Source organism: Agrobacterium sp. ST15.13.015 (assembly GCF_027871645.1).
Classification (GTDB): Bacteria; Pseudomonadota; Alphaproteobacteria; order Rhizobiales; family Rhizobiaceae; genus Agrobacterium; species Agrobacterium leguminum.
Map to the genome: position 1 here is coordinate 312,708 of NZ_JAQAHF010000002.1, position 25,370 is coordinate 338,077.

Annotated in this window: 27 protein-coding genes; 16 read left to right on the top strand and 11 right to left on the bottom strand. The window is 59.9% G+C overall.

Translation table 11 applies throughout. The features are described 5' to 3' along the window. Nucleotides 1-10 precede the first annotated feature (10 nt). Nucleotides 11-313, bottom strand: coding sequence for an alkylphosphonate utilization protein (locus tag PIB16_RS04765; protein ID WP_065653964.1), 303 nt, complete (start codon nucleotides 311-313; stop codon nucleotides 11-13). 83 nt (nucleotides 314-396) lie between these two features. Here PIB16_RS04765 and PIB16_RS04770 point away from each other — a divergent pair, with 83 nt between their 5' ends. The 3 genes from PIB16_RS04770 (at nucleotide 397) to gatA (ending at nucleotide 3,049) form a co-directional block, all read left to right on the top strand. Beyond that, nucleotides 397-1,101 carry a metal-dependent hydrolase gene (locus PIB16_RS04770; protein WP_065653963.1) on the top strand — a complete coding sequence of 235 codons (705 nt, stop codon included), beginning with the start codon at nucleotides 397-399 and terminating at the stop codon, nucleotides 1,099-1,101. A gap of 124 nt (nucleotides 1,102-1,225) precedes the next feature. Further along, entirely contained in the window at nucleotides 1,226-1,513 is a 288-nt protein-coding gene (gene gatC / locus PIB16_RS04775) for an Asp-tRNA(Asn)/Glu-tRNA(Gln) amidotransferase subunit GatC (RefSeq protein WP_003521472.1), read from the top strand. A 54-nt stretch (nucleotides 1,514-1,567) separates the two neighbouring features. Beyond that, nucleotides 1,568-3,049: an Asp-tRNA(Asn)/Glu-tRNA(Gln) amidotransferase subunit GatA gene (gene gatA, locus PIB16_RS04780; RefSeq protein WP_080856272.1), complete on the top strand. Its 1,482-nt coding sequence runs from the start codon at nucleotides 1,568-1,570 to the stop codon at nucleotides 3,047-3,049. A gap of 58 nt (nucleotides 3,050-3,107) precedes the next feature. On the opposite strand, the gene PIB16_RS04785 is transcribed toward gatA, so the two are convergent. Then, nucleotides 3,108-3,365, bottom strand: a complete 258-nt coding sequence (locus PIB16_RS04785) for a YjhX family toxin (RefSeq protein ID WP_003521470.1) — start codon at nucleotides 3,363-3,365, stop codon at nucleotides 3,108-3,110. A 274-nt stretch (nucleotides 3,366-3,639) separates the two neighbouring features. On the opposite strand from PIB16_RS04785, the gene PIB16_RS04790 reads away from it, so the two are divergent. Next, on the top strand, nucleotides 3,640-4,149 hold the full coding sequence (locus PIB16_RS04790) for a GNAT family N-acetyltransferase (protein WP_271045125.1): 510 nt from the start codon (nucleotides 3,640-3,642) through the stop codon (nucleotides 4,147-4,149). On the opposite strand, the gene PIB16_RS04795 is transcribed toward PIB16_RS04790, so the two are convergent. Continuing rightward, nucleotides 4,131-4,463: a DUF1294 domain-containing protein gene (locus PIB16_RS04795; RefSeq protein WP_271045087.1), complete on the bottom strand. Its 333-nt coding sequence runs from the start codon at nucleotides 4,461-4,463 to the stop codon at nucleotides 4,131-4,133. The genes PIB16_RS04790 and PIB16_RS04795 overlap by 19 nt on opposite strands. A gap of 151 nt (nucleotides 4,464-4,614) precedes the next feature. On the opposite strand from PIB16_RS04795, the gene gatB reads away from it, so the two are divergent. The 5 genes from gatB (at nucleotide 4,615) to PIB16_RS04820 (ending at nucleotide 8,372) form a co-directional block, all read left to right on the top strand. Continuing rightward, nucleotides 4,615-6,120, top strand: a complete 1,506-nt coding sequence (gene gatB, locus PIB16_RS04800; RefSeq protein WP_078054000.1) for an Asp-tRNA(Asn)/Glu-tRNA(Gln) amidotransferase subunit GatB — start codon at nucleotides 4,615-4,617, stop codon at nucleotides 6,118-6,120. A gap of 206 nt (nucleotides 6,121-6,326) precedes the next feature. Continuing rightward, a complete protein-coding gene (locus PIB16_RS04805; protein ID WP_080856275.1) occupies nucleotides 6,327-6,824 on the top strand; it encodes a GNAT family N-acetyltransferase in 498 nt (165 codons plus the stop codon). After that, the gene (locus tag PIB16_RS04810) at nucleotides 6,821-7,294 is read left to right on the top strand and encodes a GNAT family N-acetyltransferase (RefSeq protein WP_271045088.1); all 474 of its coding nucleotides are present in this window, start codon (nucleotides 6,821-6,823) and stop codon (nucleotides 7,292-7,294) included. The genes PIB16_RS04805 and PIB16_RS04810 overlap by 4 nt, the downstream gene beginning before the upstream one ends. A gap of 109 nt (nucleotides 7,295-7,403) precedes the next feature. Then, a complete protein-coding gene (locus PIB16_RS04815) occupies nucleotides 7,404-7,802 on the top strand; it encodes an NADH:ubiquinone oxidoreductase subunit NDUFA12 (protein ID WP_003521463.1) in 399 nt (132 codons plus the stop codon). A gap of 132 nt (nucleotides 7,803-7,934) precedes the next feature. Then, nucleotides 7,935-8,372: a DUF2155 domain-containing protein gene (locus tag PIB16_RS04820; protein ID WP_065653957.1), complete on the top strand. Its 438-nt coding sequence runs from the start codon at nucleotides 7,935-7,937 to the stop codon at nucleotides 8,370-8,372. 17 nt (nucleotides 8,373-8,389) lie between these two features. On the opposite strand, the gene PIB16_RS04825 is transcribed toward PIB16_RS04820, so the two are convergent. The 6 genes from PIB16_RS04825 to PIB16_RS04850 form a co-directional block, all read right to left on the bottom strand. Continuing rightward, nucleotides 8,390-8,833: a hypothetical protein gene (locus tag PIB16_RS04825; RefSeq protein WP_236780843.1), complete on the bottom strand. Its 444-nt coding sequence runs from the start codon at nucleotides 8,831-8,833 to the stop codon at nucleotides 8,390-8,392. Between the two features lie 79 nt (nucleotides 8,834-8,912). Next, on the bottom strand, nucleotides 8,913-9,557 hold the full coding sequence (aat, locus tag PIB16_RS04830) for a leucyl/phenylalanyl-tRNA--protein transferase (protein WP_271045089.1): 645 nt from the start codon (nucleotides 9,555-9,557) through the stop codon (nucleotides 8,913-8,915). 6 nt (nucleotides 9,558-9,563) lie between these two features. Then, the gene (gene accC, locus PIB16_RS04835; protein ID WP_065653954.1) at nucleotides 9,564-10,910 is read right to left on the bottom strand and encodes an acetyl-CoA carboxylase biotin carboxylase subunit; all 1,347 of its coding nucleotides are present in this window, start codon (nucleotides 10,908-10,910) and stop codon (nucleotides 9,564-9,566) included. A gap of 12 nt (nucleotides 10,911-10,922) precedes the next feature. After that, entirely contained in the window at nucleotides 10,923-11,414 is a 492-nt protein-coding gene (gene accB / locus PIB16_RS04840; protein WP_059752742.1) for an acetyl-CoA carboxylase biotin carboxyl carrier protein, read from the bottom strand. 25 nt (nucleotides 11,415-11,439) lie between these two features. Beyond that, a complete protein-coding gene (gene aroQ / locus PIB16_RS04845; protein WP_065653953.1) occupies nucleotides 11,440-11,877 on the bottom strand; it encodes a type II 3-dehydroquinate dehydratase in 438 nt (145 codons plus the stop codon). Between the two features lie 125 nt (nucleotides 11,878-12,002). Then, nucleotides 12,003-12,770: a DsbA family protein gene (locus PIB16_RS04850; protein ID WP_271045090.1), complete on the bottom strand. Its 768-nt coding sequence runs from the start codon at nucleotides 12,768-12,770 to the stop codon at nucleotides 12,003-12,005. Between the two features lie 173 nt (nucleotides 12,771-12,943). Between PIB16_RS04850 and PIB16_RS04855 the strand changes: the two genes are divergently transcribed. Next, complete coding sequence (locus PIB16_RS04855; RefSeq protein WP_003521454.1) at nucleotides 12,944-14,101, top strand: pyridoxal phosphate-dependent aminotransferase; 1,158 nt, start codon at nucleotides 12,944-12,946, stop codon at nucleotides 14,099-14,101. A 38-nt stretch (nucleotides 14,102-14,139) separates the two neighbouring features. Here PIB16_RS04855 and PIB16_RS04860 read toward each other — a convergent pair whose 3' ends face one another. Further along, nucleotides 14,140-14,823 (bottom strand): ArsR/SmtB family transcription factor, encoded by a 684-nt coding sequence (locus PIB16_RS04860; RefSeq protein WP_065653952.1) that lies wholly within the window; start codon nucleotides 14,821-14,823, stop codon nucleotides 14,140-14,142. A gap of 74 nt (nucleotides 14,824-14,897) precedes the next feature. Between PIB16_RS04860 and PIB16_RS04865 the strand changes: the two genes are divergently transcribed. From PIB16_RS04865 to PIB16_RS04875, 3 genes are all read left to right on the top strand, one after another. Continuing rightward, nucleotides 14,898-15,224, top strand: a complete 327-nt coding sequence (locus PIB16_RS04865; protein WP_003521451.1) for an NIPSNAP family protein — start codon at nucleotides 14,898-14,900, stop codon at nucleotides 15,222-15,224. Beyond that, nucleotides 15,221-15,580, top strand: coding sequence for an antibiotic biosynthesis monooxygenase family protein (locus tag PIB16_RS04870; protein ID WP_125145943.1), 360 nt, complete (start codon nucleotides 15,221-15,223; stop codon nucleotides 15,578-15,580). The genes PIB16_RS04865 and PIB16_RS04870 overlap by 4 nt, the downstream gene beginning before the upstream one ends. A 132-nt stretch (nucleotides 15,581-15,712) precedes the next feature. Continuing rightward, complete coding sequence (locus PIB16_RS04875) at nucleotides 15,713-16,417, top strand: SDR family oxidoreductase (protein WP_065653950.1); 705 nt, start codon at nucleotides 15,713-15,715, stop codon at nucleotides 16,415-16,417. Nucleotides 16,418-16,562: 145 nt separating this feature from the next. On the opposite strand, the gene PIB16_RS04880 is transcribed toward PIB16_RS04875, so the two are convergent. Next, the gene (locus tag PIB16_RS04880) at nucleotides 16,563-19,457 is read right to left on the bottom strand and encodes an Rne/Rng family ribonuclease (protein WP_078053989.1); all 2,895 of its coding nucleotides are present in this window, start codon (nucleotides 19,455-19,457) and stop codon (nucleotides 16,563-16,565) included. A gap of 645 nt (nucleotides 19,458-20,102) precedes the next feature. Here PIB16_RS04880 and PIB16_RS04885 point away from each other — a divergent pair. The 3 genes from PIB16_RS04885 to prfB all read left to right on the top strand — a co-directional run bounded on the left by PIB16_RS04885 (nucleotide 20,103) and on the right by prfB (nucleotide 25,368). Then, nucleotides 20,103-21,362 (top strand): N-acetylmuramoyl-L-alanine amidase, encoded by a 1,260-nt coding sequence (locus tag PIB16_RS04885; RefSeq protein WP_271045091.1) that lies wholly within the window; start codon nucleotides 20,103-20,105, stop codon nucleotides 21,360-21,362. Nucleotides 21,363-21,690: 328 nt separating this feature from the next. Further along, nucleotides 21,691-24,138, top strand: coding sequence for a penicillin-binding protein 1A (locus tag PIB16_RS04890; protein WP_065653947.1), 2,448 nt, complete (start codon nucleotides 21,691-21,693; stop codon nucleotides 24,136-24,138). Between the two features lie 98 nt (nucleotides 24,139-24,236). Then, a protein-coding gene (prfB, locus tag PIB16_RS04895) for a peptide chain release factor 2 (protein ID WP_173999815.1) occupies nucleotides 24,237-25,368 on the top strand; the annotation gives its coding sequence in 2 pieces (ribosomal slippage) (nucleotides 24,237-24,305 and nucleotides 24,307-25,368; 1,131 coding nt in all). Nucleotides 25,369-25,370 lie beyond the last annotated feature (2 nt).

Sequence of the window (25,370 nt, forward strand, 5' to 3'; positions counted from 1 at the left end):
CGTGTTGTCCTTATCGTTTGCGGACGAATTCGGTGCGCAGCACCAGACCCTTCACCGCATCATGTTTGCAATCGATCTCTTCCGGATTATCGGTCAGGCGGATCGACTTGATGACGGTACCCTGCTTGATGACCGTGCTGGTGCCCTTGACCTTCAAATCCTTGATGAGGGTGACGGAATCGCCATCCGCCAGCACATTGCCCGCCGCATCGCGCACTTCATTCGTACGCGCCGCTTCTGCAGCCAGCTCGGAGGCCGGTCGCCATTCACCGGTCGCCTCGTCATACACGTACTCGTCATCATTTGCGGCCATGTCGCCTCTCTTAAATATTGGTAGTGCGGTTGTTCAGGCCGTCCTATGTCATAATATACCGGCAATACAAAGGAGAACTTCCCATGAAAATCACCTGGCTCGGCCATTCCGCCTTCCGCCTCGAAAACGGCAGCGCGAAGATACTCATCGATCCGTTCTTCACCGGTAACCCCGGTTTTGTCGGACAGGATGGAAAGTCGGCAGCCGAAGGCATCACCCATATTCTCCTGACCCACGGCCATGGCGACCATGTCGGCGATACCGTCCAGCTTGCCCGCGAAACCGGCGCGACGGTTCTTGCAAATGCCGATCTTGCCGCCTGGCTTTCCGCCAAGGGCGTCGCGAAGGTCGATATGGGCAATACCGGCGGCACGGTGCATTTCGATGGTTTTTCCGTCACCTTCACCAATGCGCTGCATTCCTCCGCCCAGATCACCGAAGACGGCGTCTCCCATTCGCTCGGCAATGCCAACGGTCTGATGCTGCATTTCGAAGACGGCCCGGCCGTCTATCACATGGGCGATACCGACATCTTTTCCGACATGAAACTCATCAATGAACTGCATCAGCCGGATATCGGCCTTGTGCCGATCGGTGACCGCTTCACCATGGGCGGAGCCGTCGCCGCGCTCGCATGCCAGCGCTTCTTCAATTTCGGCAATGTCATTCCCTGCCATTACGGTTCCTTCCCGATCATCGACCAGACGCCGGAGAAGTTCGTGGCTGGCATGGAAGGGGCGCAAGCGCGCGTCCACACGCCGAAGGCCGGCGATACGCTGTCCTTCTGACATTTTGCCCGTGCATGTCGCGACCGCAAACCGCCATACAGTTTGGCGCGACATGCTTTCTACCGTTGCGAATGACGGACATGGTGATTATAGCGAATGGGAAATATCCCATCGGAGTAGAACCATGTCCGTCGATCTCGCCACCGTAAAGCGCGTTGCGCGCCTTGCCCGTATCGCAGTCAGCGAAGAAGAAGCACAGAATATGCTCGGCCAGCTGAACGGCATACTCGGTTTCGTGGAGCAGCTTTCGGAAGTGAATGTCGACGGCGTTGAGCCGATGACCTCGGTGACCCCGGTGGACATGAAAAAACGCGCCGACGTGGTGACCGACGGCAACAAGGCGGAAGACATTGTCGCCAATGCGCCTGCGACCGACCGGGACTTCTTCATGGTCCCGAAAGTGGTCGAATAAGCCGACCACCTCTGCCGCCCGATTTTTCCAAGATTTCGAAAGCCGTTGCCGACCATGACCGACCTGACGAGCCTGACCATTGCCGAAGCCCGCGAGAAGCTGAAGGCCAAAGAATTTTCCGCCCTCGAGCTGACCGACGCCTATCTCTCCGCCATCGATGCGGCCAACGGCGCGCTGAACGCCTATGTGGCGACGACGCCCGAAAAGGCGCGCGACATGGCGAAAGCCTCCGACGACCGCATCGCCGCCGGCAAGGCTGGCGAGCTGGAAGGCGTTCCGCTTGGCGTGAAAGACCTTTTCGCCACCCGTGACGTGCACACGCAGGCGTGTTCGCATGTTCTCGACGGCTTCAAGCCGAAATATGAATCCACCGTTACCCAGAACCTCTGGGATCAGGGCGCCGTCATGCTCGGCAAGCTCAACATGGACGAATTCGCCATGGGCTCGTCCAATGAAAGCTCCTGGTACGGCCCTGCCATCAACCCTTGGCGCGCCAATGGTTCCGACCAGAAGCTGGTGCCCGGCGGCTCCTCCGGCGGTTCGGCCGCAGCCGTTGCCGCGCATCTCTGCGCCGGCGCCACCGCAACCGATACCGGCGGCTCCATCCGCCAGCCGGCCGCCTTTACCGGCACCGTCGGCATCAAGCCCACCTATGGCCGCTGCTCGCGCTTCGGCATCGTCGCTTATGCTTCCTCGCTCGATCAGGCAGGCCCGATTGCCCGTGACGTGCGTGATGCCGCGATCCTGCTGAAGACGATGGCAAGCGTCGACGCCAAGGACACGACCTCCGTCGACCTGCCGGTGCCGGACTACGAAAAGGCCATCGGTCAGTCGCTCAAGGGCCTGAAGATCGGTATTCCGAAGGAATATCGCGTCGACGGCATGCCGGAAGAAATCGAAAAGCTCTGGGCCAAGGGCGTCGAGTGGCTGCGTGATGCCGGTGCCGAGGTCATCGATATCTCGCTGCCGCACACCAAATACGCGCTGCCCGCTTATTACATCGTCGCGCCGGCGGAAGCCTCGTCTAACCTTGCCCGTTATGACGGCGTCCGTTACGGTCTGCGCGTCGACGGCAAGGACATTGCCGACATGTACGAAAAGAGCCGCGCCGCCGGTTTCGGTAAGGAAGTGCAGCGCCGCATCATGGTCGGCACCTATGTGCTGTCCGCCGGTTATTATGACGCCTATTACCTGAAGGCGCAGAAGGTCCGCACCCTCATCAAGCGCGATTTCGAAAACGTCTTCCACGAAGGCGTCGACGCCATTCTGGCGCCGATCACCCCGTCTTCCGCCTTTGCAGTCGGTGACGAGGAACTCGCTTCCGATCCGGTGAAGATGTACCTGCAGGACGTTTTCACCATCACGGTCAACATGGCCGGTCTTCCTGGCCTCTCGGTTCCGGCCGGCCTCGACGGCAAGGGCCTGCCGCTTGGCCTCCAGCTCATCGGCAAGCCTTTCGAGGAGGAAACGCTGTTCAAGACGGCGCATGCCATCGAGCAGGCAGCCGGTAAGTTCACCCCTGCCAAGTGGTGGTAAGCGGATTCACCAAGCTCTCTACACAAACGGGCGGCATTGAATGCCGCCCGTTTGTTTTTCATCGATTGTCCAGCTCGCCCCGCACGAGTTCCAGCCCGCGCGTCGTGATGCGGTAGGGTTTGCCGCCGGAAGAGGCGATGGCTCTCTTCCGTTTCAGTTTGCGGAAGGTGAGGAGATCGAGGCCGCTGAAAATCCAGCCGTCACGCGTGTAGAGCGCGAGTTTTTCGATTTTGTGGGCGTCGTCTCGAACGAGTTCAATTCTGCCGCCCTGGGCGAGCAGGTGAAGAATGCGCTGTTCGGCGCGGGAAATGTCCATTTTTGGAAGTCCGGTCGGCGTCATATAGACGCGTGAAAGCAAATCCGGGTGCGGTTAGGGCATCCGGCTCGGTTTCAGCATGGCCCGGCGCGCAATAAACTTGCGGGCAGGGCCTTTACCGGGACTCCGATTGAGCGAACATAAAAACTCCGTTCTTGCTCCTTTTGGGTAGCGGGCAAAGCCGAGGCGGTCAAGTCCCGCCAGGCGCGAGAAAACCATGCTGGTCGAATCGCCTTGGCAATGGTTTAATTTCAACGGCCATGGAGGGCGCGGCTTGATCGTCATTCGCAATGCGCATGAGCAGGAAGCGGAGGTTCTGGCGGCCATCGGCCTCAGGGCATGGCGACAGGCAACCGCGGCTCTCGGCATCACCCCGACCCTTTACGACAATGCAGCCAGCGCCTTTTCCAATTTTACCCGCTCGTCATGGCTGGCGATCAGGGTGGCGGAGTTTGGCGGCTCGGTTGCGGGTTGGGCGGCGAGGGAGCATTTCGACGAGACGATTTCCGATTTCTGGATCGATCCTGATTTTCACCGCCGAGGTGTCGGCGGTCACCTGCTGGGCGATGTCGAAAGGCTGATTGAGGACAGGGGGTTCGAGACCATACGGCTTGAAACCCATGCCCAGAATGAGCCGGCCGTCGCCTTCTTCCGCCACCATGGCTATAGCGTCCGCTGGCTCTCCGTCTCCTATGCGCCGAAACTCGACCGCGAAGTGCAGTCGGTAGGCCTGCAGAAGCAATTGGCCGAGGTCGAGAGCGGTCTTTATGGGCCGGCTTTCTGAGACAGAGTTTGCAGAGCCTCCACCAGCCGCATCGGCCAGTCCGGCGTGATGGCGAGCGATGCGACAAGGCCAATCTGCAATATCACGATCGATATCAGGATGCTGCGGAACGGTTCCTTGCGTGTTTTATGCCGGAGCAGCCGTTGTGCCGAGATCGCGCCCAGGCTGCCGCCGATGAGTGCAAGCGATAACAGCGTGCTTTCCCGGATGCGCCATCCGCCATTTCTCGCCGCTTCCTTGTCCCACCAATAGACAAGAAAGACGAAAAGATTGAAGGCGATATAGGTTATGAAACAGAGAGCGACCGTCACCATGATGTGAATTGAAACCGGGAAGCGTAAAAAACGCGTATCCTCTATCGGCGAAAATCCCGGGCCTGGCGTGAGAGGGTGCAAGATGTCTTGCGCCCGCGCTCCATTTGTTCTACCCACCAAGGCCAAAGAACCCGTATATCGTGAGCTTCAGATGACCCTTGTAGACGTGCGCACCCCCGACCCGAAACGCTTCATTCCCGGCGCCACCGGCGATTGGGAAATCGTGATCGGCATGGAGGTGCATGCGCAGGTTCTCTCCAATTCCAAGCTGTTTTCCGGTGCATCGACCACCTTCGGCAATGCGCCGAATTCCAACGTGTCGCTGGTGGATGCCGCCATGCCGGGCATGCTGCCCGTTATCAACGAGGAATGCGTGAAGCAGGCGGTGCGCACCGGTCTTGGCCTGAAGGCGAAGATCAACCATCGCTCGATCTTCGACCGCAAGAACTACTTCTATCCGGACCTGCCGCAGGGCTACCAGATTTCGCAGTTCAAGGACCCGATCGTCGGTGAGGGCACCATCACCATTTCGCTCGGTCCGGACCGTCAGGGCAATTTCGAAGATATCGAAATCGGCATCGAGCGTCTGCATCTGGAGCAGGACGCCGGCAAGTCCATGCATGACCAGCACCCGACAATGTCCTTCGTGGACCTGAACCGTTCGGGCGTGGCGCTGATGGAAATCGTCTCCAAGCCGGATATGCGCTCGTCGGACGAAGCCAAGGCCTATCTCACCAAGCTGCGTTCCATCGTGCGTTATCTCGGCACCTGCGACGGTAATATGGATGAAGGCTCGATGCGCGCCGACGTCAACGTCTCCGTGCGCCGTCCGGGCGAAGGTTTCGGCACGCGCTGCGAAATCAAGAACGTCAACTCCATTCGCTTCGTCGGTCAGGCCATCGAATATGAGGCGCGTCGCCAGATCGCCATTCTGGAAGATGGCGGCGTGATCGATCAGGAAACCCGCCTGTTCGACCCCGGCAAGGGCGAGACGCGGTCCATGCGCTCCAAGGAAGATGCGCATGATTACCGTTATTTCCCCGATCCGGACCTCTTGCCGCTCGAATTCGACGATGCTTTCGTCGAGGCGCTGAAGGTCGACCTGCCGGAGCTTCCCGACGACAAGAAAGCCCGTTTCGTGGCCGATCTCGGCCTGTCGGTCTATGACGCCTCGATCCTCGTTTCGGAAAAGGCGATTGCCGATTATTACGAGGCCGTCGCCGCCGGCCGCGATGCGAAGGCTGCCGCCAACTGGGTCATCAACGATCTGCTCGGCGCGCTGAACAAATCGGGCAAGGATATCGAGACGACGCCGGTTTCGCCCGAACAGCTCGGTGGCATCATCGATCTCATCAAGGCCGAGACCATTTCCGGCAAGATCGCCAAGGACCTGTTCGAAATCGTCTGGAACGAGGGCGGCAACCCGGCGGAAATCGTTGAAGCCCGCGGCATGAAGCAGGTGACCGATACCGGCGCCATCGAAAAGGCCGTCGACGAGATCATCGCCGCCAACCCGGATCAGGTCGAGAAGGTGAAGGCAAAGCCGACGCTTGCCGGCTGGTTCGTCGGTCAGGTCATGAAAGCGACGGGCGGCAAGGCCAACCCGCAGGCGGTGCAGGCGCTGGTGAAGGCCAAGCTCGGTATCGAGGAAGAGTAAGCGGGCGCTGCCTTGTGCTCACAGGTATCGAGGCAGAAAGCTCTCATCTGTCATCCTCGGGCTTGTCTCGAGGATCTAACGACCCACAAGGTCCAATGTGCTCAGATCCTCGGGACAGGCCCGAGGACGACGTCGGGCACGAGGGACTGACATCACTTCTGCCGGGATCAACGCCCGGCATTTCTGTTTCAAGACGGAGCCAAATCATGTTCTTCATCCGCACGGCAAGCCTGCGTGACATTGAGCCGGTGCGCAACCTGCTCGCCACGACGTGGCACGCGACCTATGATGCGATCTATGGCGTGGACAAGGTCAACCAGCTGATCCTCGCATGGCATTCGCCGCAGGCCATGAAGGACCGCATCGAGAAAAAGGGCGGCGAGTTTCTGGTGGCTGACGACGGCAAGCGGATTGGCGGCATGGCCTATGGCTCCATGTCCACCAAGATGGCGAAGACGGCCCTGCTGCACCAGCTCTATGTCGCGCCTGACCTTCAGCGGCAGGGCGTCGGCCGCGATCTCTTCGCCGAACTGGAAACCTGTTTTCCGGATGCCGAAATCATGCGGCTGGAAGTCGAGCCTAAAAATACTGTCGCAATCGCCTTTTATGAAGGCGTCGGATTTGTCGAGGTCGACCGAATCGAGCGCATGGCGGGCATCGAGGGTCTGCCCGGCGTCGTTATGGAAAAGAGCCTGACCCGATGAATGAGACACTTCAACAACTGATCATCCGCACGGCGCGCGAAGACGATCTTCCGGCACTCGCCGCCATTTTTGCCGCCGACGAGATCGGCGGCCACGGGGATACGGCGGAAGAATCGGCACAGCCGGATTATCTCGCCGCTTTCCGCGCCATCGAAGCGTCGCCGAGCGAAACGCTCTATGTGGCGGAACTGGATGGCGAGGTGGTCGGCACCTTCCAGACGGCGATCCTGACCAAGCTCGTCGGGCGAGGGGCAAAGTCCATGGTGATCGAGGCGGTGCAGACGCGTGCCGACATGCGCGGTCGCGGCATCGGCGCGGTGATGATCAATCATTGCCTGGAAGAAGCCCGCCGTCAGGGCCTGAACGCCGCGCAGCTGACGTCCAACATGGCCAGGCTGGACGCTCACCGCTTGTACGAGCGGCTGGGTTTCGAGAAGCGGCATTTAGGCTTCAGGATGAAGCTGAAATAGCGCGGATATATCTCGAAATGCTGGACAATTGCCGTGAGGGGCGGCATAAGCATGTCTTGTGCCGTGCACGGAAAATCGCTGCGGCGCATTCAAGCCCGAGGAACGTAGAATGAAGACTCTCCTGACGCAAATCTTCACCTGGTGGAACGGCCAGACGATCGGAACGCGGTTTCATACCTGGCGTTTCGGAAAGAAGGTAGGACAGGACGAGTTGGGCAACACCTATTACGAAGGCGGCACCACTTCCTGGGGCATGCCGCGCCGCTGGGTCATCTACAATGGTTATGCCGAAGCGTCGGCCATTCCGCCCGGCTGGCATGGCTGGATGCATTACCGCACCGACGTGCCGCCGAGCCAGGAAAGCTACGTTGCCCGCGACTGGCAGAAGCCGCATCAGCCGAACCTCACCGGTTCCTCCAAGGCCTATCGCCCGCAGGGATCGTTGGCCGTGGCTGGCGAGCGCCCGCGCGTGACCGGCGACTACGACGCCTGGACCCCCGGCAACTAAGCATCTTGCGATGCGCGGTGTTGTGCAAAACACCGCGCTTGCATCCGGCCTCACCGGTTTTTGCCACATTCCGCCCTTAGGCGTTGATCCGGTCGGCGGTTCGACACAGGCAAATATTTGGAGACATATCGTATGAGGAAATTCACGCGGGATCGTTCTTTGCGTGCGCTGACAGTCTCGCTGTTTGCAGCGGTCTCTGCTGTCATCCTCATTTCGCCCGTTTCTGCTGCTCGTCTTGAAAACCGCGTGGCGGTGTTTTCCGGCATCGACAAGATCACCGGCCGCATCACTTCCTTCGATGTTTATATCGATGAGACGGTGCAGTTCGGCGCGCTTCAGGTGACGCCGAAAGTCTGCTATTCCCGCGACCAGACGGAAGCGCAGAAGATCGATGCCTTCATCGAGGTGGATGAAATCACCCTCGACCGCAAGATCAAGCGGATTTTCACGGGCTGGATGTTCGCCGACAGCCCCGGCCTCAACGCCGTGGAACACCCGATCTACGACGTGTGGCTGACGGGCTGCAAGCAGGACTCGGAAGTTCCCGCTCCTTCAACGGCAAGCAAGTAATTAACCCACGACCGCGCCTATTTCTGGCGTCTGAGCTTCTCGGCCAAATCGGCCAGGGCTTTGCTTTTGCTTTCCAGTTGTTCGATCATTTCCTCCCGTGTCAGTTCAGGCTCGATCACAATCGGAACGGTGAACTTGTTGGGCTGATCGCCGGCGGGAGGTGAGGGGAACCTGATTTCGGAAAATGCCCTCTTCACGGCCGTTCTTGTCTGATAGGTACTATCCCTTATGTTTTTGACCTGAATAGCCTGCATCTTTCCCGCCGGGTCAACGCGGAAAGTAACAAGGAGTACCTGCTTCTTGTTCGTCCGCACGACCTTGAATTCCGGGCGGCCGGTTACGCCCGTCAAGGCTCGGGAAATTTCGCTTCGCCAGGCGGCCTGCGGGTTCGGGCGCTGTTCGGCAGCGGTGACATTCGCCGCCGGCGTCAACATCAATAACAAGGCCGCAATCCAGCGCATGGCCATTCGCCGGTGAACCGTATATCATGATCGGATAAGTCATGATTTTGAGGGTTGCAAGCAAAATCTCAGGTTGTTTTCAGCGGGGATTTTCTTGCGCAGACAATTTTACGAAGGGTACGTCCGGCCTGTCGACAGCCGCTTCAAGTATCGTGGCATATTCCGACTTTGGAATATCGATTGCCCCAAATGTCTTCAGATGTTCGGTCGTAAATTGCGTGTCGAGCAGCGTAAACCCCTGCTGCCGCAAACGCTCGACCAGATGCACGAGGCAAATCTTCGATGCATTGGTGCGGCGGGAAAACATGCTCTCGCCGAAGAAGGCGGCACCCAGCGAGACGCCGTAGAGCCCGCCGACGAGCTCCTCGCCCTCCCATGCCTCGACGCTATGGGCATGGCCGATCTGGTGCAACTCGGTATAGAGTCTGCGGATGGTGGCATTGATCCAGGTGCTTGGCCTGTCCGGCGCTTCCGCCGCACATCCGGCCATCACCGCTTCGAAGGCGGTGTTGAAGCGAATCTCGAACGGCTTCCTGCGCATCGCCTTGGTGAGGCTTTTGGAAACGTGAAAACCATTGAGGGGGATGATCCCCCGAATTTCCGGCTCGACCCAGAAAAGCTCGGGATCGTCAGCCGAATCGGCCATTGGGAACAGGCCGGCGGAATAGGCGCGCAGCAGGATATCGACCGTTATGCCGTTATTTCTGCTGCGCCGCCCAACCATATCGTCTTAGTGAGACGCGTCACCGGCCAGATATTTTTCCAGCCAGTGAATGTCGTAATCGCCCTTCAGGATATCTTCGTTCTGAAGGAGATCCTGGAAAAGCGGCAGCGTGGTCTTGATGCCATCAACGACGAATTCGTCGAGCGCCCGACGCAGGCGGCGAATGCATTCGTCACGGTCGCGGCCGTGAACGATCAGTTTGCCGATCATGCTGTCGTAATAGGGCGGGATCTTGTAGCCCTGATAGGCACCGGAATCGACGCGCACACCAAGACCGCCCGGTGTGTGGAAATAGGTCAGCGTGCCCGGTGAGGGAACGAAGGTGCGCGGGTCCTCGGCATTGATACGGCATTCGATGGCATGGCCATGGAATTCGATATCGTCCTGCGTGACCGACAGGCCCTGGCCGGAAGCGACCCGGATCTGTTCCTGCACGAGATCCATGCCGGTGATGGCTTCCGTCACCGGATGCTCCACCTGCAGACGGGTGTTCATTTCGATGAAATAGAACTCGCCGTTTTCATAAAGGAACTCGATGGTGCCGGCGCCGCGATATTTCAGCTTGCGCATGGCGCTCGCGCAAATCTCGCCGATCTTCATGCGCTGTTCGACGGTCAGAGCCGGCGAATTGGCTTCTTCCAGCACCTTCTGGTGGCGGCGCTGCAACGAGCAATCGCGTTCGCCGAGGTGAACGGCATTGCCTTCGCCATCGCCGAAAACCTGCACTTCGATATGGCGCGGTTTGCCGAGGTATTTTTCCATGTAGACGGCGTCGTTGCCGAAGGCTGCTGCCGCTTCGGATCGGGCCGTCGCAACGGCCTCTTCCAGATCGGCTTCGGTCTTGGCCACCTTCATACCGCGACCACCGCCGCCCGCCGTCGCCTTGATGAGGACCGGGAAGCCGATCGTCCGGGCGATTTCGAGCGCGTTTTCAGGCTTCACTTCGCCATCGGAACCGGGAACCACGGGAATGCCGAGTTCCTGCGCCGTCTGCTTGGCGGTGATCTTGTCGCCCATGATGCGGATATGTTCGGCGGTCGGCCCGATGAAGGTGATGCCGTGCGCGTCGAGAATGTCTGCGAACTTGGCATTTTCCGACAGGAAGCCGTAACCCGGGTGAACGGCGTCCGCACCTGTGATTTCGCAGGCCGCAACGATCTGGTGGATGTTGAGGTAGCTGTCACGCGAGGGCGGCGGGCCGATGCACACACTTTCGTCGGCAAGGCGCACATGCATGGCGTCCGCGTCGGCCGTGGAATGCACGGCCACCGTCGGAATGCCAAGCTCCTTGGCGGCGCGCAGGACGCGTAGCGCGATCTCGCCGCGGTTGGCTATGAGGATCTTCGAAACCATGCTGAACCGCCTTTATTCGATGACCACGAGGGCTTCGCCATACTCCACGGGCTGAGCGTCGTTGACGACGATTTCCACGACCTTGCCGGACTTGGGAGCCGGGATCTGGTTCATGGTCTTCATGGCTTCGACGATGAGGATGGTCTGGCCTTCCTTGACGGTTGCACCCACTTCGATGAAGGGACGTGCGCCCGGGGCAGGCGACAGATAGACCGTACCGACCATCGGCGAGGACACGGTGTTGGCCGGGTTGCGGGCAGGCGCTGCGGAGGCCGCAGGGGCGGCCGGCGCGGCTGCGGCCGGTGCAGCAACGGGGGCTGCTGCCGGTGCGGGCGCATAAGCAGCAGGCGCTGCGGCATAGACCGTGGCGGCGGGAGCGGCGCGGGAAACGCGGATGCGCAGGTCGTCCTGCTCCACTTCGATTTCCGAAAGGTCGGTATCGTTGAGGATATTCGCGAGTTCGCGGATCAGTTCCTTGTCGATACCCTGTTTCTTTTCAGACATGACAAACCCTATTCTTTGTTTCTTTTTATGCCGTGATGTTTTTCAGCGCGTGAAGCGCCATGATGTATCCATATGGTCCGAAACCGCAGACCATGCCCTTTGCCGCGGGTGATACCATCGATTTGTGACGGAACTCTTCGCGGGCGTGGATGTTGGAAATGTGCACTTCCACGACGGGCGTGGAAATCGCTCGAATGGCGTCATGCAACGCGATGGATGTGTGGCTGTAGGCGCCGGGATTGATGACGACGCCTACCGCCCGCTCGCCCGCCTCCTGCAACCAGTCCACCAGCACGCCTTCGTGGTTGGACTGGCGGAATTCCACTGCGAAACCGAGATCGGCACCGGCTTGAAGGCAATCATTCTCGATGTCCTTCAGCGTCTTGCCACCATAGATACCCGGTTCCCTTTTTCCCAGCATGTTGAGATTGGGGCCGTTGATGACGATGATGATGTTGCTCATTCACGTTTCCATAAGAAAATCAGCGACACCTATAGACTGCGCAGCCGTCAAGGAAAAGCCCCCGCAAGCCCTAAACCGGCCGCTTGGCAGGCATCTCACAGGGAATGCAGTGGCTTTTTTGGCAATCAGGAGCAGGTGGCTTTTCCACAGCTGCGCATATTGGCGATTTTTTCCTTCAGCGGGTCAGCGCCGACCGCGCCGAAAACCGCCTCGTCGCCGACGATATAGGACGGCGTTCCGGTGATGCCGAGGCTGGTTGCCAGCTTGTAAGTCTCCTGCACCTGCTCGTCATTGGGGTTTTCCGCCATCGATTTGCGGATGTCGGCTTCCTTGAGACCGAGCGAGGTCGCGACCTCCATGGCGCTGTCCTCATTCGCGCGCCCGCGGCCGCCGAGGAGCGTGCGCTGGAATTCGGGATACTTGGCCGGCGCCAGCAGCTTCACGGCATTGGAGACACGGTGGGCCGCAACCGATTCCGGTCCGAGGATCGGGAATTCCTTGAGGACGACACGCACCTTCTTGTCGCTCTTCAGAATATTGTCCATGTCGCCCATGGCGCGTTTGCAATAACCGCAATTGTAATCGAAGAACTCGACCAGCGTGACGTCGCCATCCGGGTTGCCGAGCGCCAGATCGAATTTCGATTCGAAGATGGCCTTCTTGTTGTCCGCGACGGCTTCCGCCGCCTTGGCATTACGCGCCGCATATTGCTTGCGCTCAAGCGCATCCTGAACCTCGAGCATGATTTCCGGGTTCTCGATCAGATATTGCTTGATGAACTCGCCCATTTCCTTCTTCTGCTGCTCGTCGAACGCATGGGCGGGCAGGGAGGCGAATACCGTCGAAAGGGCCGTCACGCTGGCGAGAAGGGTGGAACGGAGAAAATGCGCCATATCGGTCCTCATTCTGTGCGGCCGGAGCCTCTTGAAATCTTATGAAGGCAATTACCTTACTTTAAGCCAAATGCCATACGGCAAAAATACTTGTCCGCATTATGATCGCATGATTGTGAAGATTGTGATTCTGCGGCAAGTCTCTGAAATACGGTTCAGGAAAGAGCATGCCCTTGATTACGATGTCGAAGCGGAGCGCAGTCGAACCCTTTCACGCCATGGATATTCTGGCGGAAGCGAATCGGCGCAGGCAGGCGGGCCGCCCCGTCATTTCCATGGCGGTCGGCCAGCCCTCGCATCCCGCGCCGAAAGCCTCGCTTGCGGCGGCTGAGGCGGCGCTGAAGCATGGGCGGATCGGTTACACAGATGCGCTGGGTCTGCGCGAGCTGCGGGAGGCGATTGCCGGCCATTACCGGCTGCGCCACCAGGTCGCCATCGACCCGGCTCGCATCGCCGTGACCACGGGCTCTTCTGCCGCCTTTAATCTCGCTTTCCTCAGCCTTTTCGATGCGGGCGATTATGTCGCCATCGCAAGGCCCGGCTATCCGGCCTATCGCAATATTCTGAAAGCTCTCGGCCTCAATGTCGTGGAAGTGCCGGTCACGGCGGAAACCGGCTATACGCTGACGCCGGCAAGTCTGGAGCGGGCGGAGACAAAGGCCGGCTGCAAGCTGAAGGGTGTGCTTCTGGCAAGCCCGGCCAATCCGACCGGCACGGTTACCGGCCGTGAGGCGCTGAAGCGGCTTGCGAGCTACTGCGAAAGCCGCGACATGGCTTTCATTTCCGACGAGATTTATCACGGCCTTACCTTTGTCGGCGAAGAGACGAGTGCGCTCGAAATCACCGACAATGCCGTGATCATCAACTCCTTCTCCAAATATTATTGCATGACCGGCTGGCGCATCGGCTGGATGGTGCTGCCCGAAAATCTGGTCCGCCCAGTCGAGTGTCTGGCCCAGAGCCTTTATATTTCCGCGCCCGAACTGTCGCAGCTTGCGGCGACCGCAGCCTTTTCGGCGGCGGAGGAACTGGATGTCTACCGGGAAAGCTATCGCACCAATCGCGATTTCCTGATGGCGCGCCTGCCGGAGATCGGCCTGCCGCTGGCATCCCCCATGGATGGCGCTTTTTACGCCTATGTCGATACCAGCCGTTTTTCCAATGACAGCATGGATTTTGCCAAGCGCATGCTGGCGGAAATCGATGTGGCGGCGACGCCCGGCATGGATTTCGATCCCGAGGAAGGCCACAGGGCGCTGCGCATTTCCTATGCGGGTTCCGTGTCGGATATCGCCGAGGCCGTTGGACGTATTGCCGGCTGGCTGAAATAAGCCGGGGTCATCCGCTCGGGGAAATCAGGTAAGGGAAATCAGGCGGGCGTGCAGCCGAAGGTGCTGTTGAACGCCTTTTCACCCTTTGCAGTGAAGGTCAGCACACGGCCGTTTCCGCGCCGCAGCCAGTCGCGCTGCTGCATGGCTTCGAGAAGCGACGCGCCAAGCCCGCCGCCGAGGTGATGGCGACGTTCGCTCCAGTCCAGGCAATGCAGGCAGACCGGGCGACGGGCCTTTTCGAGTGACGAAAGGTCGATGCCGAAGCTTGAGAAGAAGTCGCGTCCGCTCTCCGTTAGGGCAGGATCGTCACCTAACGTCACGAGCCCTTTTGCGGTGATGGCGGCAAGCAGCGCCACGCCGCTCTCCCCCGCCAGATGATCGTAGCAGATGCGCGCTTCCCGCAGCGCCTTGTCCTTCGGTCCCGTGCGAACGCGGACTGCGCCCGTGCGCTGGGCAAGACCCATCAACGCTTCCAGAACATGCGCCACATCCTCGTCGGAAAGACGGAAATAGCGGTGACGCCCCTGTTTTTCCGCTTTCAGGAGTTGCGCCTCGGAAAGCTTCGATAGATGCCCGCTGGCGGTCTGCAGGGTCACGCCAGCGGCTTCGGCAAGCTCGCTTGCGGTCAGCGCACGTCCGTCCATCAGCGCCGTCAGGATGTTGGCGCGGGCAGGGTCGCCGATCAGCGCGGCGACATTGGCGATCAGGGGTCCGTCTTTCATGCTTCGATGGTAGCCGAAGCATTGATGCAAGGCAATGGCTTAAAAGAGAGAGGCAAACCACGAGGAGACAAACGATGCTGACCTGTTTCATCCGCTACGAGATCGATCCTTTCAAGGTTGATGCCTTTGAGCGATATGCCCGCACATGGGGTGAAGCGATACCGCGCTGCGGGGCCGATCTGATCGGCTATTACGCTCCGAAGGAGGGATCGAGCACCATTGCTTACGGTGTCTACAACATCGAAAATCTCGCCGCCTACGAAGCCTACAGGGCACGGCTCGCCGCCGATCCTGCAGGGCGGGAAAATTACGAATTCGCCCGCCGCGAGCAGTTCATCCGCCGCGAGGACCGGCTTTTCCTGCGTCTCGCCTCCGCTCCGCACGCCGGAGGCGGACAATGATCGCCGTTATCTTCGAGGTCTGGCCCGCTGAAGGCGAGAAGCAGCATTATCTCGACATCGCGGCAGGCCTGCGGGCTGAGCTGGAAACCATCGACGGCTTCCTGTCCGTCGAGCGGTTTCAAAGCATCGGCAATCCGGACAAGATGCTCTCTCTGTCCTTCTTCCGGGATGAGGAGGCGGTGAGGGCATGGCGCAACACCATGCCGCATCGCGCCGCGCAGTCGCTGGGCCGGTCCGGTGTTTTTTCCGATTACCGGCTGCGTATCGCGCAGGTGATCCGCAACTATGGCCTGGAGGAGAGGGAGGAAGCGCCAGCCGACAGCCGGAAAGCCCATCCGGGAGAGGGAACAGCTTAGGCTGATATTTCCAGCATCAGTTTTTCTGCATGCCGCTGCAAGGCTTTCTGGTTCGAACTCGCCTTTGAAACCCGTTATAGATGGGCCAATGTGGTGCGGGACACCCTTAAGGTTAGGACAAGGAGAAAAGCGATGTCGGCAGAAAAAGTAGCGATTGTAACGGCAGGCGGCAGCGGCATGGGGGCCGCCGTGGCAAAACGTCTGGCCGCGGATGGCTACAAGCTCGCGATCCTGTCTTCTTCCGGCAAGGGAGAGGCGCTGGCGCAGGAGCTGGGCGGCATCGGCGTCACCGGCTCCAACCAGTCCAATGACGATCTCCAGCGGCTCACGGATCTGACAATCGAAAAATTCGGCCGCATCGATGTGCTGGTCAACAGCGCCGGCCATGGCCCGCGCGCCTCCATTCTCGATATTACCGATGAGCAATGGCACACCGGCCTCGATGTCTACCTCATGAACGTCATTCGCCCGACGCGGATCGTTGCCCCCGTCATGGTGAAACAGAAGGCGGGCGCCATCGTCAACATCTCGACCGCCTGGGCTTTCGAACCGAGCAGCATGTTCCCGACATCCGCCGTGTTCCGCGCCGGCCTTGCCTCCTACACCAAGATTTTCGCCGATACCTATGCGGCCGACAATGTGCGCATGAACAATGTTCTGCCCGGCTGGATCGACAGCCTGCCGGCGACGGAGGAGCGCCGCGAGAGCGTGCCGATGCAGCGTTACGGCAAGAGCGAGGAAATCGCCGCCACCGTGGCATTCCTTGCCTCTGATGGGGCCGGTTATATTACCGGTCAGAATATCCGCGTTGATGGCGGGCTGACGCGGTCTGTTTGACGGGTTGGCCTTTCCCACTACTCATCCCTGTGACAAGCGCAGGAATGAGGAAATGTCAGCAGCTCAAAAAACCGCTCTTTGCGCCGACAAAAGAAAACGCCCGCAACATCGTTGCGGGCGTCTTTTATTCAGGATGTGGCTTCTCTCAGAAGAAGCCCTTGCGCTGCCACCAGCCACCCTTGCGGGGCTTCGGCTCCTCGCCATCGGCGGGGGTGGAGGAACCGGAAGAGGTGACCACCGGCTCCGAGCTCGAGACATTGCTGCCCCGGTTCGCGCGGACCTTTTCTTCCGTGGCCGGTGCTTCCGCTTCCGAAGCCAGATCGGCCGAAGCCTCACCCGCTTCTTCAATCGCGACGTCCACCACGGTTTCCTCAACGATCACCGGCTCCACCGTTTCAACGGCTTCGGCCTTCGGCGCTTCCTCGGTTTCAGTCTTGGCTTTCGCCTTGCGGGTGCGGCGCGGCTTTTTCGGCACGTCCTCTTCCGCGACCTCGGCAACCGCACCTTCCACCACCTCGGCGGCGGTCGGCTCTTCGGTTACGGATGCTTCGGCGGAAGCCTCTTCGCTTTCACCTTCGGCTTCCGAGCCGGCGGCATCGAGAGCCTCGTCTTCCGCACGGTTGCGACGTCCGCCGCGCTTGCCGCGACGGCGGCGCTTGCGCTTGCCGTCCTCTTCGGAGGTTACGGCTTCCGTTGCACCGTTTTCGGTTTCAGCATCGGCTTCATCGGTTTCGACGCCATCGTCATCACCTTCGGCATCATCGCCTTCCGCATCGCCGGACTGGGCGTCGAGCGCGCCGTTCTGCTCGCCCTGACCGCCCTTGCCGCGACGGCGGCGGCGACGCTTGCGCTTGCGCTTGCCTTCCTCGCCATTGTCGCCCTGCTGCTGCTGGCGTGGCTCGGCGGTCTGCGCCTTGACGATTTCTTCCTCGTCTTCGTCCTCTTCCACCTCGGCGACGAAATCGTCTTCCTCTTCCACGAAGTTCGGCAGCATCTGGATGAGGCTTTCGATCTTCACCGGATTTTCGACGGCTTCACCGCGATCGATGGCGAAATGCTGCGCACCGACGCCGGCGTCAGCAGCGATGATGATCGACACGCCGAAGCGGCCTTCATAATCGACGATCGTGCCGCGCTTGTGGTTGAGCAGGTAGAGCGCCGTTTCCGGCGTGCAGCGCACCGTGATGTTGTGGGTGGTGTTGCGCAGCAGATATTCCTCGACGCCGCGCAGCACATGCAGCGCGATGGAGGATTCCGAGCGAACATGGCCCGTGCCGCCGCAATGCTGGCAGACCTGCGTGGTCGATTCCAGCACCGAAGCGCGGATGCGCTGGCGCGACATTTCCAGTAGGCCGAAATGCGAGATACGGCCGACCTGGATGCGCGCGCGGTCGTTCTTCAGGCAATCCTTGAGCTTCTTCTCGACAGCGCGGTTGTTGCGCTTTTCTTCCATGTCGATGAAGTCGATGACGACAAGGCCGGCAAGGTCGCGCAGGCGCAGCTGGCGCGCCACTTCTTCCGCCGCCTCGAGGTTCGTCGTCAGCGCGGTTTCCTCGATGGAATGCTCGCGGGTCGAACGGCCCGAGTTGACGTCGATGGAAACCAGCGCTTCCGTCTGATTGATGATGAGGTAACCGCCCGACTTCAGCGTGACCTGCGGCTGCAGCATCCGGTCGAGTTGGGCTTCGATACCGGAGCGCGAGAAGATCGGGTGAATGTCGCGGTAAGGCTGAACCACCTTCGCGTGGCTCGGCATCAGCATCTTCATGAAGTCTTTGGCTTCACGATAGCCGTCTTCGCCAGAAACGATGATCTCGCCGATATCCTTGTTGTAAAGATCGCGGATCGAACGCTTGATGAGCGAGCCTTCCTCGTAAACGAGGCAGGGGGCGGTGGAATTCAGCGTCAGCGTGCGGACATTTTCCCACAGGCGCATCAGATATTCGAAGTCGCGCTTGATTTCGACGCGGGTGCGGTTTGCGCCGGCGGTGCGCAGAATAACGCCCATGCCCTGCGGCACTTCCAGATCGCGCGCGATTTCCTTCAGGCGCTTGCGGTCGGCCGGCTGTGTGATCTTGCGGGAAATACCGCCGCCACGCGCCGTATTCGGCATCAGAACGGAATAACGGCCGGCGAGCGACAGGTAAGTGGTCAGCGCCGCGCCCTTGTTGCCGCGCTCTTCCTTGGCCACCTGCACCAGAAGAATCTGGCGGCGCTTGATGACTTCCTGAATGCGATACTGCTTGCGCGGCTTGCGGGCGACGCGGTCCGGAACCTCTTCCATGGCGTCTTCGGCGCCGACAGATTCGATCACTTCCTTTTCGTGGTGATCGTCATCGTCGTCGTCATCATCGTCATTGCCGCGGCGAAGACCCTCGACTTCCTCGGAAATCGTGTCGGTATCGACCATGGCGGCCATTTCACCACCGGCGCTGCCATCGTCTTCGGAAGACGCTTCGGCGGCCTCGGCCGCTGCGGCTTCTTCTTCTGCCGTCTTCTTCTTGGCGCGGGGGCGGCGGGTGCGCTTCTTCGGCTTTTCTTCCTCGGCGGGCGCTTCTTCGGCTACGGCCTCGACGGCCGCTTCTCCGGAAACCTCTTCCGCGGCAGGCGCAGTCTCTTCCACGACGACCGTTTCAGTGGTTTCGCTGGCGGAAACAATGCCGACATCCGGCTGATCCACCTGCGAAAGGTCGATCATGGGGGCGCCGGGCTCGGGTGCGTCAGCGGATTCGAAATCGTCGCTGCGGCGATGATCCTCGGCTTCCGCTTTCAGGAGGGCCTGACGGTCGGCGAGCGGAATCTGGTAATAGTCCGGATGGATTTCCGCAAAAGCGAGAAAGCCGTGGCGGTTTCCACCGTAATCGACGAAGGCCGCCTGAAGCGAGGGTTCAACCCGCGTGACCTTGGCAAGGTAGATATTGCCGCGGATCTGTTTCTTGTGCTCCGATTCGAAATCGAATTCTTCGATCCGGTTCCCACGGACAACGACTACGCGTGTCTCCTCTTCGTGGGAGGCGTCGATAAGCATTTTGTCTGCCATGTAAGCTGTGCTCCTCGGCGCAGCCTTGTTTTATACGAGAACAGGCCCGCCACACGGACGAGCCTTTCATATGAGTTCAAGGATGTGCCGGAAATGAAGTCTCCTGCCGGGCGTCTGTAAACTGGCAGCATCCGGACCGACGGCGAGGCGCTTGGCCTGCTCCTGGTATCCGGTTCATGTGAAAACTGCTGCGACATCATTGGCCAGGCGGAACGACAATAATATATAGACCCCTTGGGATCCGATGAATTTGCTCTCCTCAGAGCGGCGGTGGCAGCGCCACCGGGTAGGTCTCCGGCCACGGCCGGAATTGATCGAGTTTCAGGATAAATGTAACGACGGCAGATGATTGCCCGATTTGCAGCGCCAGCGTCTTTTTCGATTGGCAGCCGGCGGGCATCTATCCCGTCAACACTTTTAACCCTCATCCGTGTTGTATGTTTTCTCTGTCATAATAGCAATAGGCTGGCTAAATATGCCATATTATTGGTGGAATTTCCGGGTTAACAATTGGTTCACCAAGGCCTGCGATTGTGGGGCGCAAACGCGCAAACTATCGTACGGCGTGGTCGAAACGGCACTGTTGCCGGCGTTTTTCCTCGCCCTTTATCGAAAATGACTGAAATACGGAATTTCTTGAAGACCATGAATTTCACGCGCAACGCAGCGATATTCGGTGGGAGAGGGCGGCTTGGCGCGCGAATCGCGCGGCTTGCGGCGGCTCTGGCATTTTCCGTCGTCGCCTCTATTTCCGCCGCGCCGGCAGCCCATGCCGTGGAGCCGCTCGTCGTTCATCAGGCGCGGATCATCGGCGATGAGGCGCGCACGCGCATCGTTCTCGACTTCGCCGAAGAGCCGGAATTCGACGTTCACTATCTCGATTCGCCCGCCCGCATCGTTGTGGACTTTCCGGCGGTGAATTTCAGCTTTCCCGCATCCGACCTGAAGCCGACCGGTCTTTTTTCGGATATCCGTTTCGGCAGCATGGGGCAGAACAGCGCCCGCATCGTGCTGACGGCGAAAAAGCCGGTTCAGGTGGCGGTTGCCGAAACCAAAAAGACCGATAACGGCCAATCTTTCCATTTCGTGCTCGATACGGAAATCACCACCAAGGGCAAGTTCGCGGAACTGGTGAAGGATCAGCAGTGGCAGGCGCCAGCCCCGGTGACGACTGCCGCGATCACGCCGGATGACAAGACGTCGCGGCCAGCGGAATTCGTCATCGCTGTCGATGCCGGCCATGGCGGCATCGATGCGGGCGCCACCGGCGGCACCACCGGCACCGAGGAAAAGGTCATTACGCTGACTTTCGCCAAGGAACTTGCCGAGCGGCTGAACCGCGAGCCAGGCATCAAGGCTTTCCTGACGCGCGATTCCGATACCTTTCTCGCCTTGTCGGAACGGGTGACCATCGCGCGGCAGAACAATGCCAACCTCTTTATTTCCCTTCATGCGGATACGTTGAAGCAAAAGGGCATCCGGGGCGCGACCGTCTATACATTGTCGGACCGGGCATCGGACCGGCAGGCGCAGGAACTGGCGGAGCGCGAAAATAAGTCCGACCAGATCGCGGGCGTCGCTGCCTCCAGCGAGCCGCCGGAAGTGGCCGATATTCTTCTTGATTTCACCCGCCGTGAAACGCAGGCCTTTTCGGTGACGCTGGCTGAAAACATCGTCTCCTCCTTCGAGGGGCAGGTGGGGCTCATCAACAATCCGCACCGTTACGCCGGTTTCATGGTGCTGCGCGCCCATGATGTGCCGTCGGTGCTGCTGGAACTCGGTTTCCTCTCCAATCCGGAAGACGAAAAGCTGCTTCTCGATGGGGAATGGCGCAAGAAGGTGGCCGATACGCTGGCAACCGCCGTTGGGCGATACCGCGCCAAGGCCATGGCAAATGGCGGCTGAGAGGACAGCCGGCAGAGCGGCAATGCTGTTGCCGCCTTGCCATTGACCGCCGAAAAGCTGTTCAATTCTTGGGTCTTGCGGACGATTACGAAGGCGAAGCCCTATTTTACTCACATTCGCCGCGTTACTCGGAAAGCGGATTCGGTGGCGATCCGCAAAGCGTCCGCAGCGCGATTGCGGGCCTGCCGCCCGGTAACATATCAGCGAATGCTGCCGTATCCGGCTTGTCATCGAAGGTATGGTGTGCAAAACGGCACGCGATATGCAAGGATGCGCCCGTAAATCGTCGGGCGTTGATGGTTACGATTCGAATTATCGGTAGCTTGGTATGATCAGACTGATTGGATATTTTTTCGGCTTGGCCAGCGTGCTCTTCCTGTGCGCCGCCGCCGCCGGTGCGATTTATTTGCACGGCGTGACGAAGGACCTGCCGGATTACGCAGTTTTGAGCACCTATGAGCCGCCGGTGACGACCCGCGTGCATGCCGGCAACGGCGCGCTGATGGCGGAATATGCGCATGAAAAACGCCTGTTCCTGCCGATCCAGGCCATTCCCGACCGGGTGAAGGCTGCTTTCCTTTCGGCGGAAGACAAGAATTTCTACAACCATCCGGGTGTGGATGTCTTCGGCCTCGGCCGCGCCATTCTCGTCAATATCCAGAATTTCGGCTCCGGCCGCCGTCCGGTCGGCGCCTCCACCATCACCCAGCAGGTGGCGAAGAACTTCCTTCTGACCAACGACCAGACCATCGACCGCAAGCTCAAGGAAGCCATTCTGTCCTTCCGCATCGAGCAGACCTATTCCAAGGACAAGATTCTCGAGCTTTATCTCAACGAGATTTTCTTCGGCCTGAATTCCTACGGCATTGCCGGCGCGGCGCTCACCTATTTCAACAAATCGGTGACGGAACTGACGATTGCGGAAACCGCCTATCTCGCATCGCTGCCGAAGGGTCCGGCCAATTACCATCCGATCCGCCGCGAAAAAGCGGCTCTTGAGCGTCGCGACTGGGTGATCGACCGCATGGCCGAAAACGGCTACATCACGGTCGCCGACGCCACGGACGCCAAAAAGCAGCCGCTTGGCGTCAATCTGCGTCGCGGTGGCGCGCATATCTTCGCGTCTGACTACTTCGCGGAGGAAGTCCGCCGCCAGATCGTCGAGAAATACGGCGAGGAAGCGCTTCTCGAAGGCGGGCTCTCGGTCCGCACCTCTTTCGATCCGCAGATCCAGATGGAAGCCCGCAAGGCGCTTCAGGACGGTCTGGTGCAATATGACGAGCGTCGCGGTTTCCGCGGACCCGTAGAAAAGATTGAGACTGCGGGTGACTGGACGGCGGCGCTCGCCAAGGTCAAGGGCCTGCGCGACGTTCCGGAATGGAAAGTCGCTGTGGTTCTCGCTGTCGCTGCCGATGGCGTCGACATCGGCGTGCAGCCGGACACGGAAACGGAAGATGGCGACAAGCGCACGCGCGGCCATATCTCCGCTGAAAACATGCGCTGGGCTTTCCGCGATGCGACCGGCAAGAAGGCCACCGCCAAGTCGCCGGTTGGCGTCCTCTCGGCCGGTGACGTGGTTTATGCGCAGCCGCTTTCCAACTCTGGTAATGAATATCGCCTGCGCCAGCCGCCGAAAGTGCAGGGCGGCATGGTGGTGATGGACCCGCATACCGGCCGTGTTCTGGCCATGGTCGGCGGTTTCTCCTATGCGCAGTCGGAATTCAACCGCTCGACACAGGCGATGCGCCAGCCGGGCTCCTCCTTCAAGCCGTTCATCTACGCGGCGGCACTCGATAACGGCTATACGCCAGCGTCGGTCATTCTCGATGCGCCGATCGAGGTCGTTTCCGGCAATCAGGTTTGGAAGCCGCAGAATTACGGCGGCGGTTCCGCCGGCCCGTCGACCCTGCGTCTCGGTATCGAGAAATCCCGTAACCTCATGACGGTGCGTCTGGCGCAGGATATGGGCATGAATCTGGTTGCGGAATATGCCGAACGCTTCGGTATCTACGACAAGATGCCGCCGCTTCTGTCCATGTCGCTGGGTTCCGGTGAAACGACCGTGATGCGTATGGTCTCGGCCTATTCGGTCATCGCCAATGGCGGCAAGCAGATCAAGCCGACACTGATCGACCGCATTCAGGACCGCTACGGCAAGACGATCTTCCGGCATGAGGAGCGCGCCTGCGAGGGCTGCAACGCGACAAGCTGGCAGAACCAGGATGAGCCTGTCATCGTTGACAATCGCGAACAGGTTCTCGACCCGATGACTGCCTACCAGACGACCTCGATGCTGGAAGGCGTCGTGCAGCGCGGCACGGCGGCGGGCAAGATCAAGGTCGATCTGCCGGTTGCCGGCAAGACGGGCACCACCAACGATGAAAAGGATGCCTGGTTCGTCGGTTACACGCCGGACATGGTCGCCGGCCTCTATATCGGTTTCGATTCGCCGGCGCCTCTCGGCCGTGGCGGCACGGGTGGCTCGCTGTCCGCGCCGATATTCGGTGAGTTCATCTCCGATGCGGCCAAGCACATGGAGCCAAGCAAGTTCATCGTACCTGCCGGCATGAATTTCGTCGCCGTCAACCGCAAGACCGGCATGGCGGCGGTCGAGGGCGAGCCCGATACCATCATGGAAGCCTTCAAGCCCGGCACGGGTCCTGCTTCCACCTTCTCTGTCATCGGCGATGACGGATACATGTCGCAGGAAGACATTCTGAAGACCTCGCCGCAGGCGCAGCAGGCCATCACCGGCGGTGGCGGCGGTCTTTATTGATATCACTCCTGACGTTTGGCGGGGGCGCGGGTCTTTACATCCGCGCCCCCCGCATTTATTTGAGCAACGAGTTTCAATGAAGGTGAAGAACCAGCGAAATGCGCAATGAAATCGTGAACGTAGTCGACGAAATCAAGCAGGCCATAAGCCTGCTGAGGAGGCATCTTTGACTGGGACCAGGCGATAAGACGACTGGACTGGTTGAACAACAAGGCAGAGGACCCGACCCTCTGGAACGATGCCACCGAAGCCCAGAAGCTGATGCGCGAACGCCAGCAGCTGGACGACAGCATCAATGGCGTCAAGGCGCTGGAGCAGCAGCTCAAGGACAATATCGAGCTGATCGAACTCGGCGAGATGGAAGGTGATGACGAGATCGTCAAGGACGCCGAAGACGCATTGAAGGCGTTGAAGAGCGAGGCGAACCGCCGTCAGGTGGAAGCCATGCTGTCAGGCGAAGCCGATACCAACGATACCTATCTCGAAGTGCATTCCGGCGCCGGCGGCACCGAAAGTCAGGACTGGGCGAACATGCTTCTGCGCATGTATACCCGCTGGGCCGACCGCGAAGGTTTCAAGGTCGAGGTGCTCGAAGTTCACGACGGCGAAGAAGCCGGCATCAAGTCCGCGACGATCCTCGTCAAGGGCCACAATGCCTTCGGCTGGCTGAAGACGGAATCGGGCGTGCATCGCCTCGTTCGTATTTCGCCCTATGACAGCAATGCGCGTCGCCACACATCGTTCTCTTCCGTCTGGGTTTACCCCGTCGTCGACGATTCGATCCAGATCGACATCAACGAGAGTGATTGCCGCATCGATACCTATCGTTCGTCCGGCGCAGGCGGCCAGCACGTCAACACCACCGACTCGGCCGTGCGTATCACGCATATTCCGACCGGTATTGCCGTTGCCTGCCAGCAGGAGCGTTCCCAGCACAAGAACCGCGCCAAGGCGTGGGACATGCTGCGCGCCCGCCTCTACGAGGTGGAGCTGCAGAAGCGGGAAGAGGCGGCCAATGCGCAGGCTGCATCCAAGACCGATATCGGCTGGGGCCACCAGATCCGTTCCTACGTTCTGCAGCCCTATCAGCTGGTCAAGGACCTGCGCACCGGCGTGGAAAGCACCGCACCCAGCAACGTGCTGGACGGCGATCTGAACGAGTTCATGGAAGCGGCCCTCGCGCATCGCATCAGCGGCGGCGCGGATGTGGAAGTCGCGGATATCGACTGACG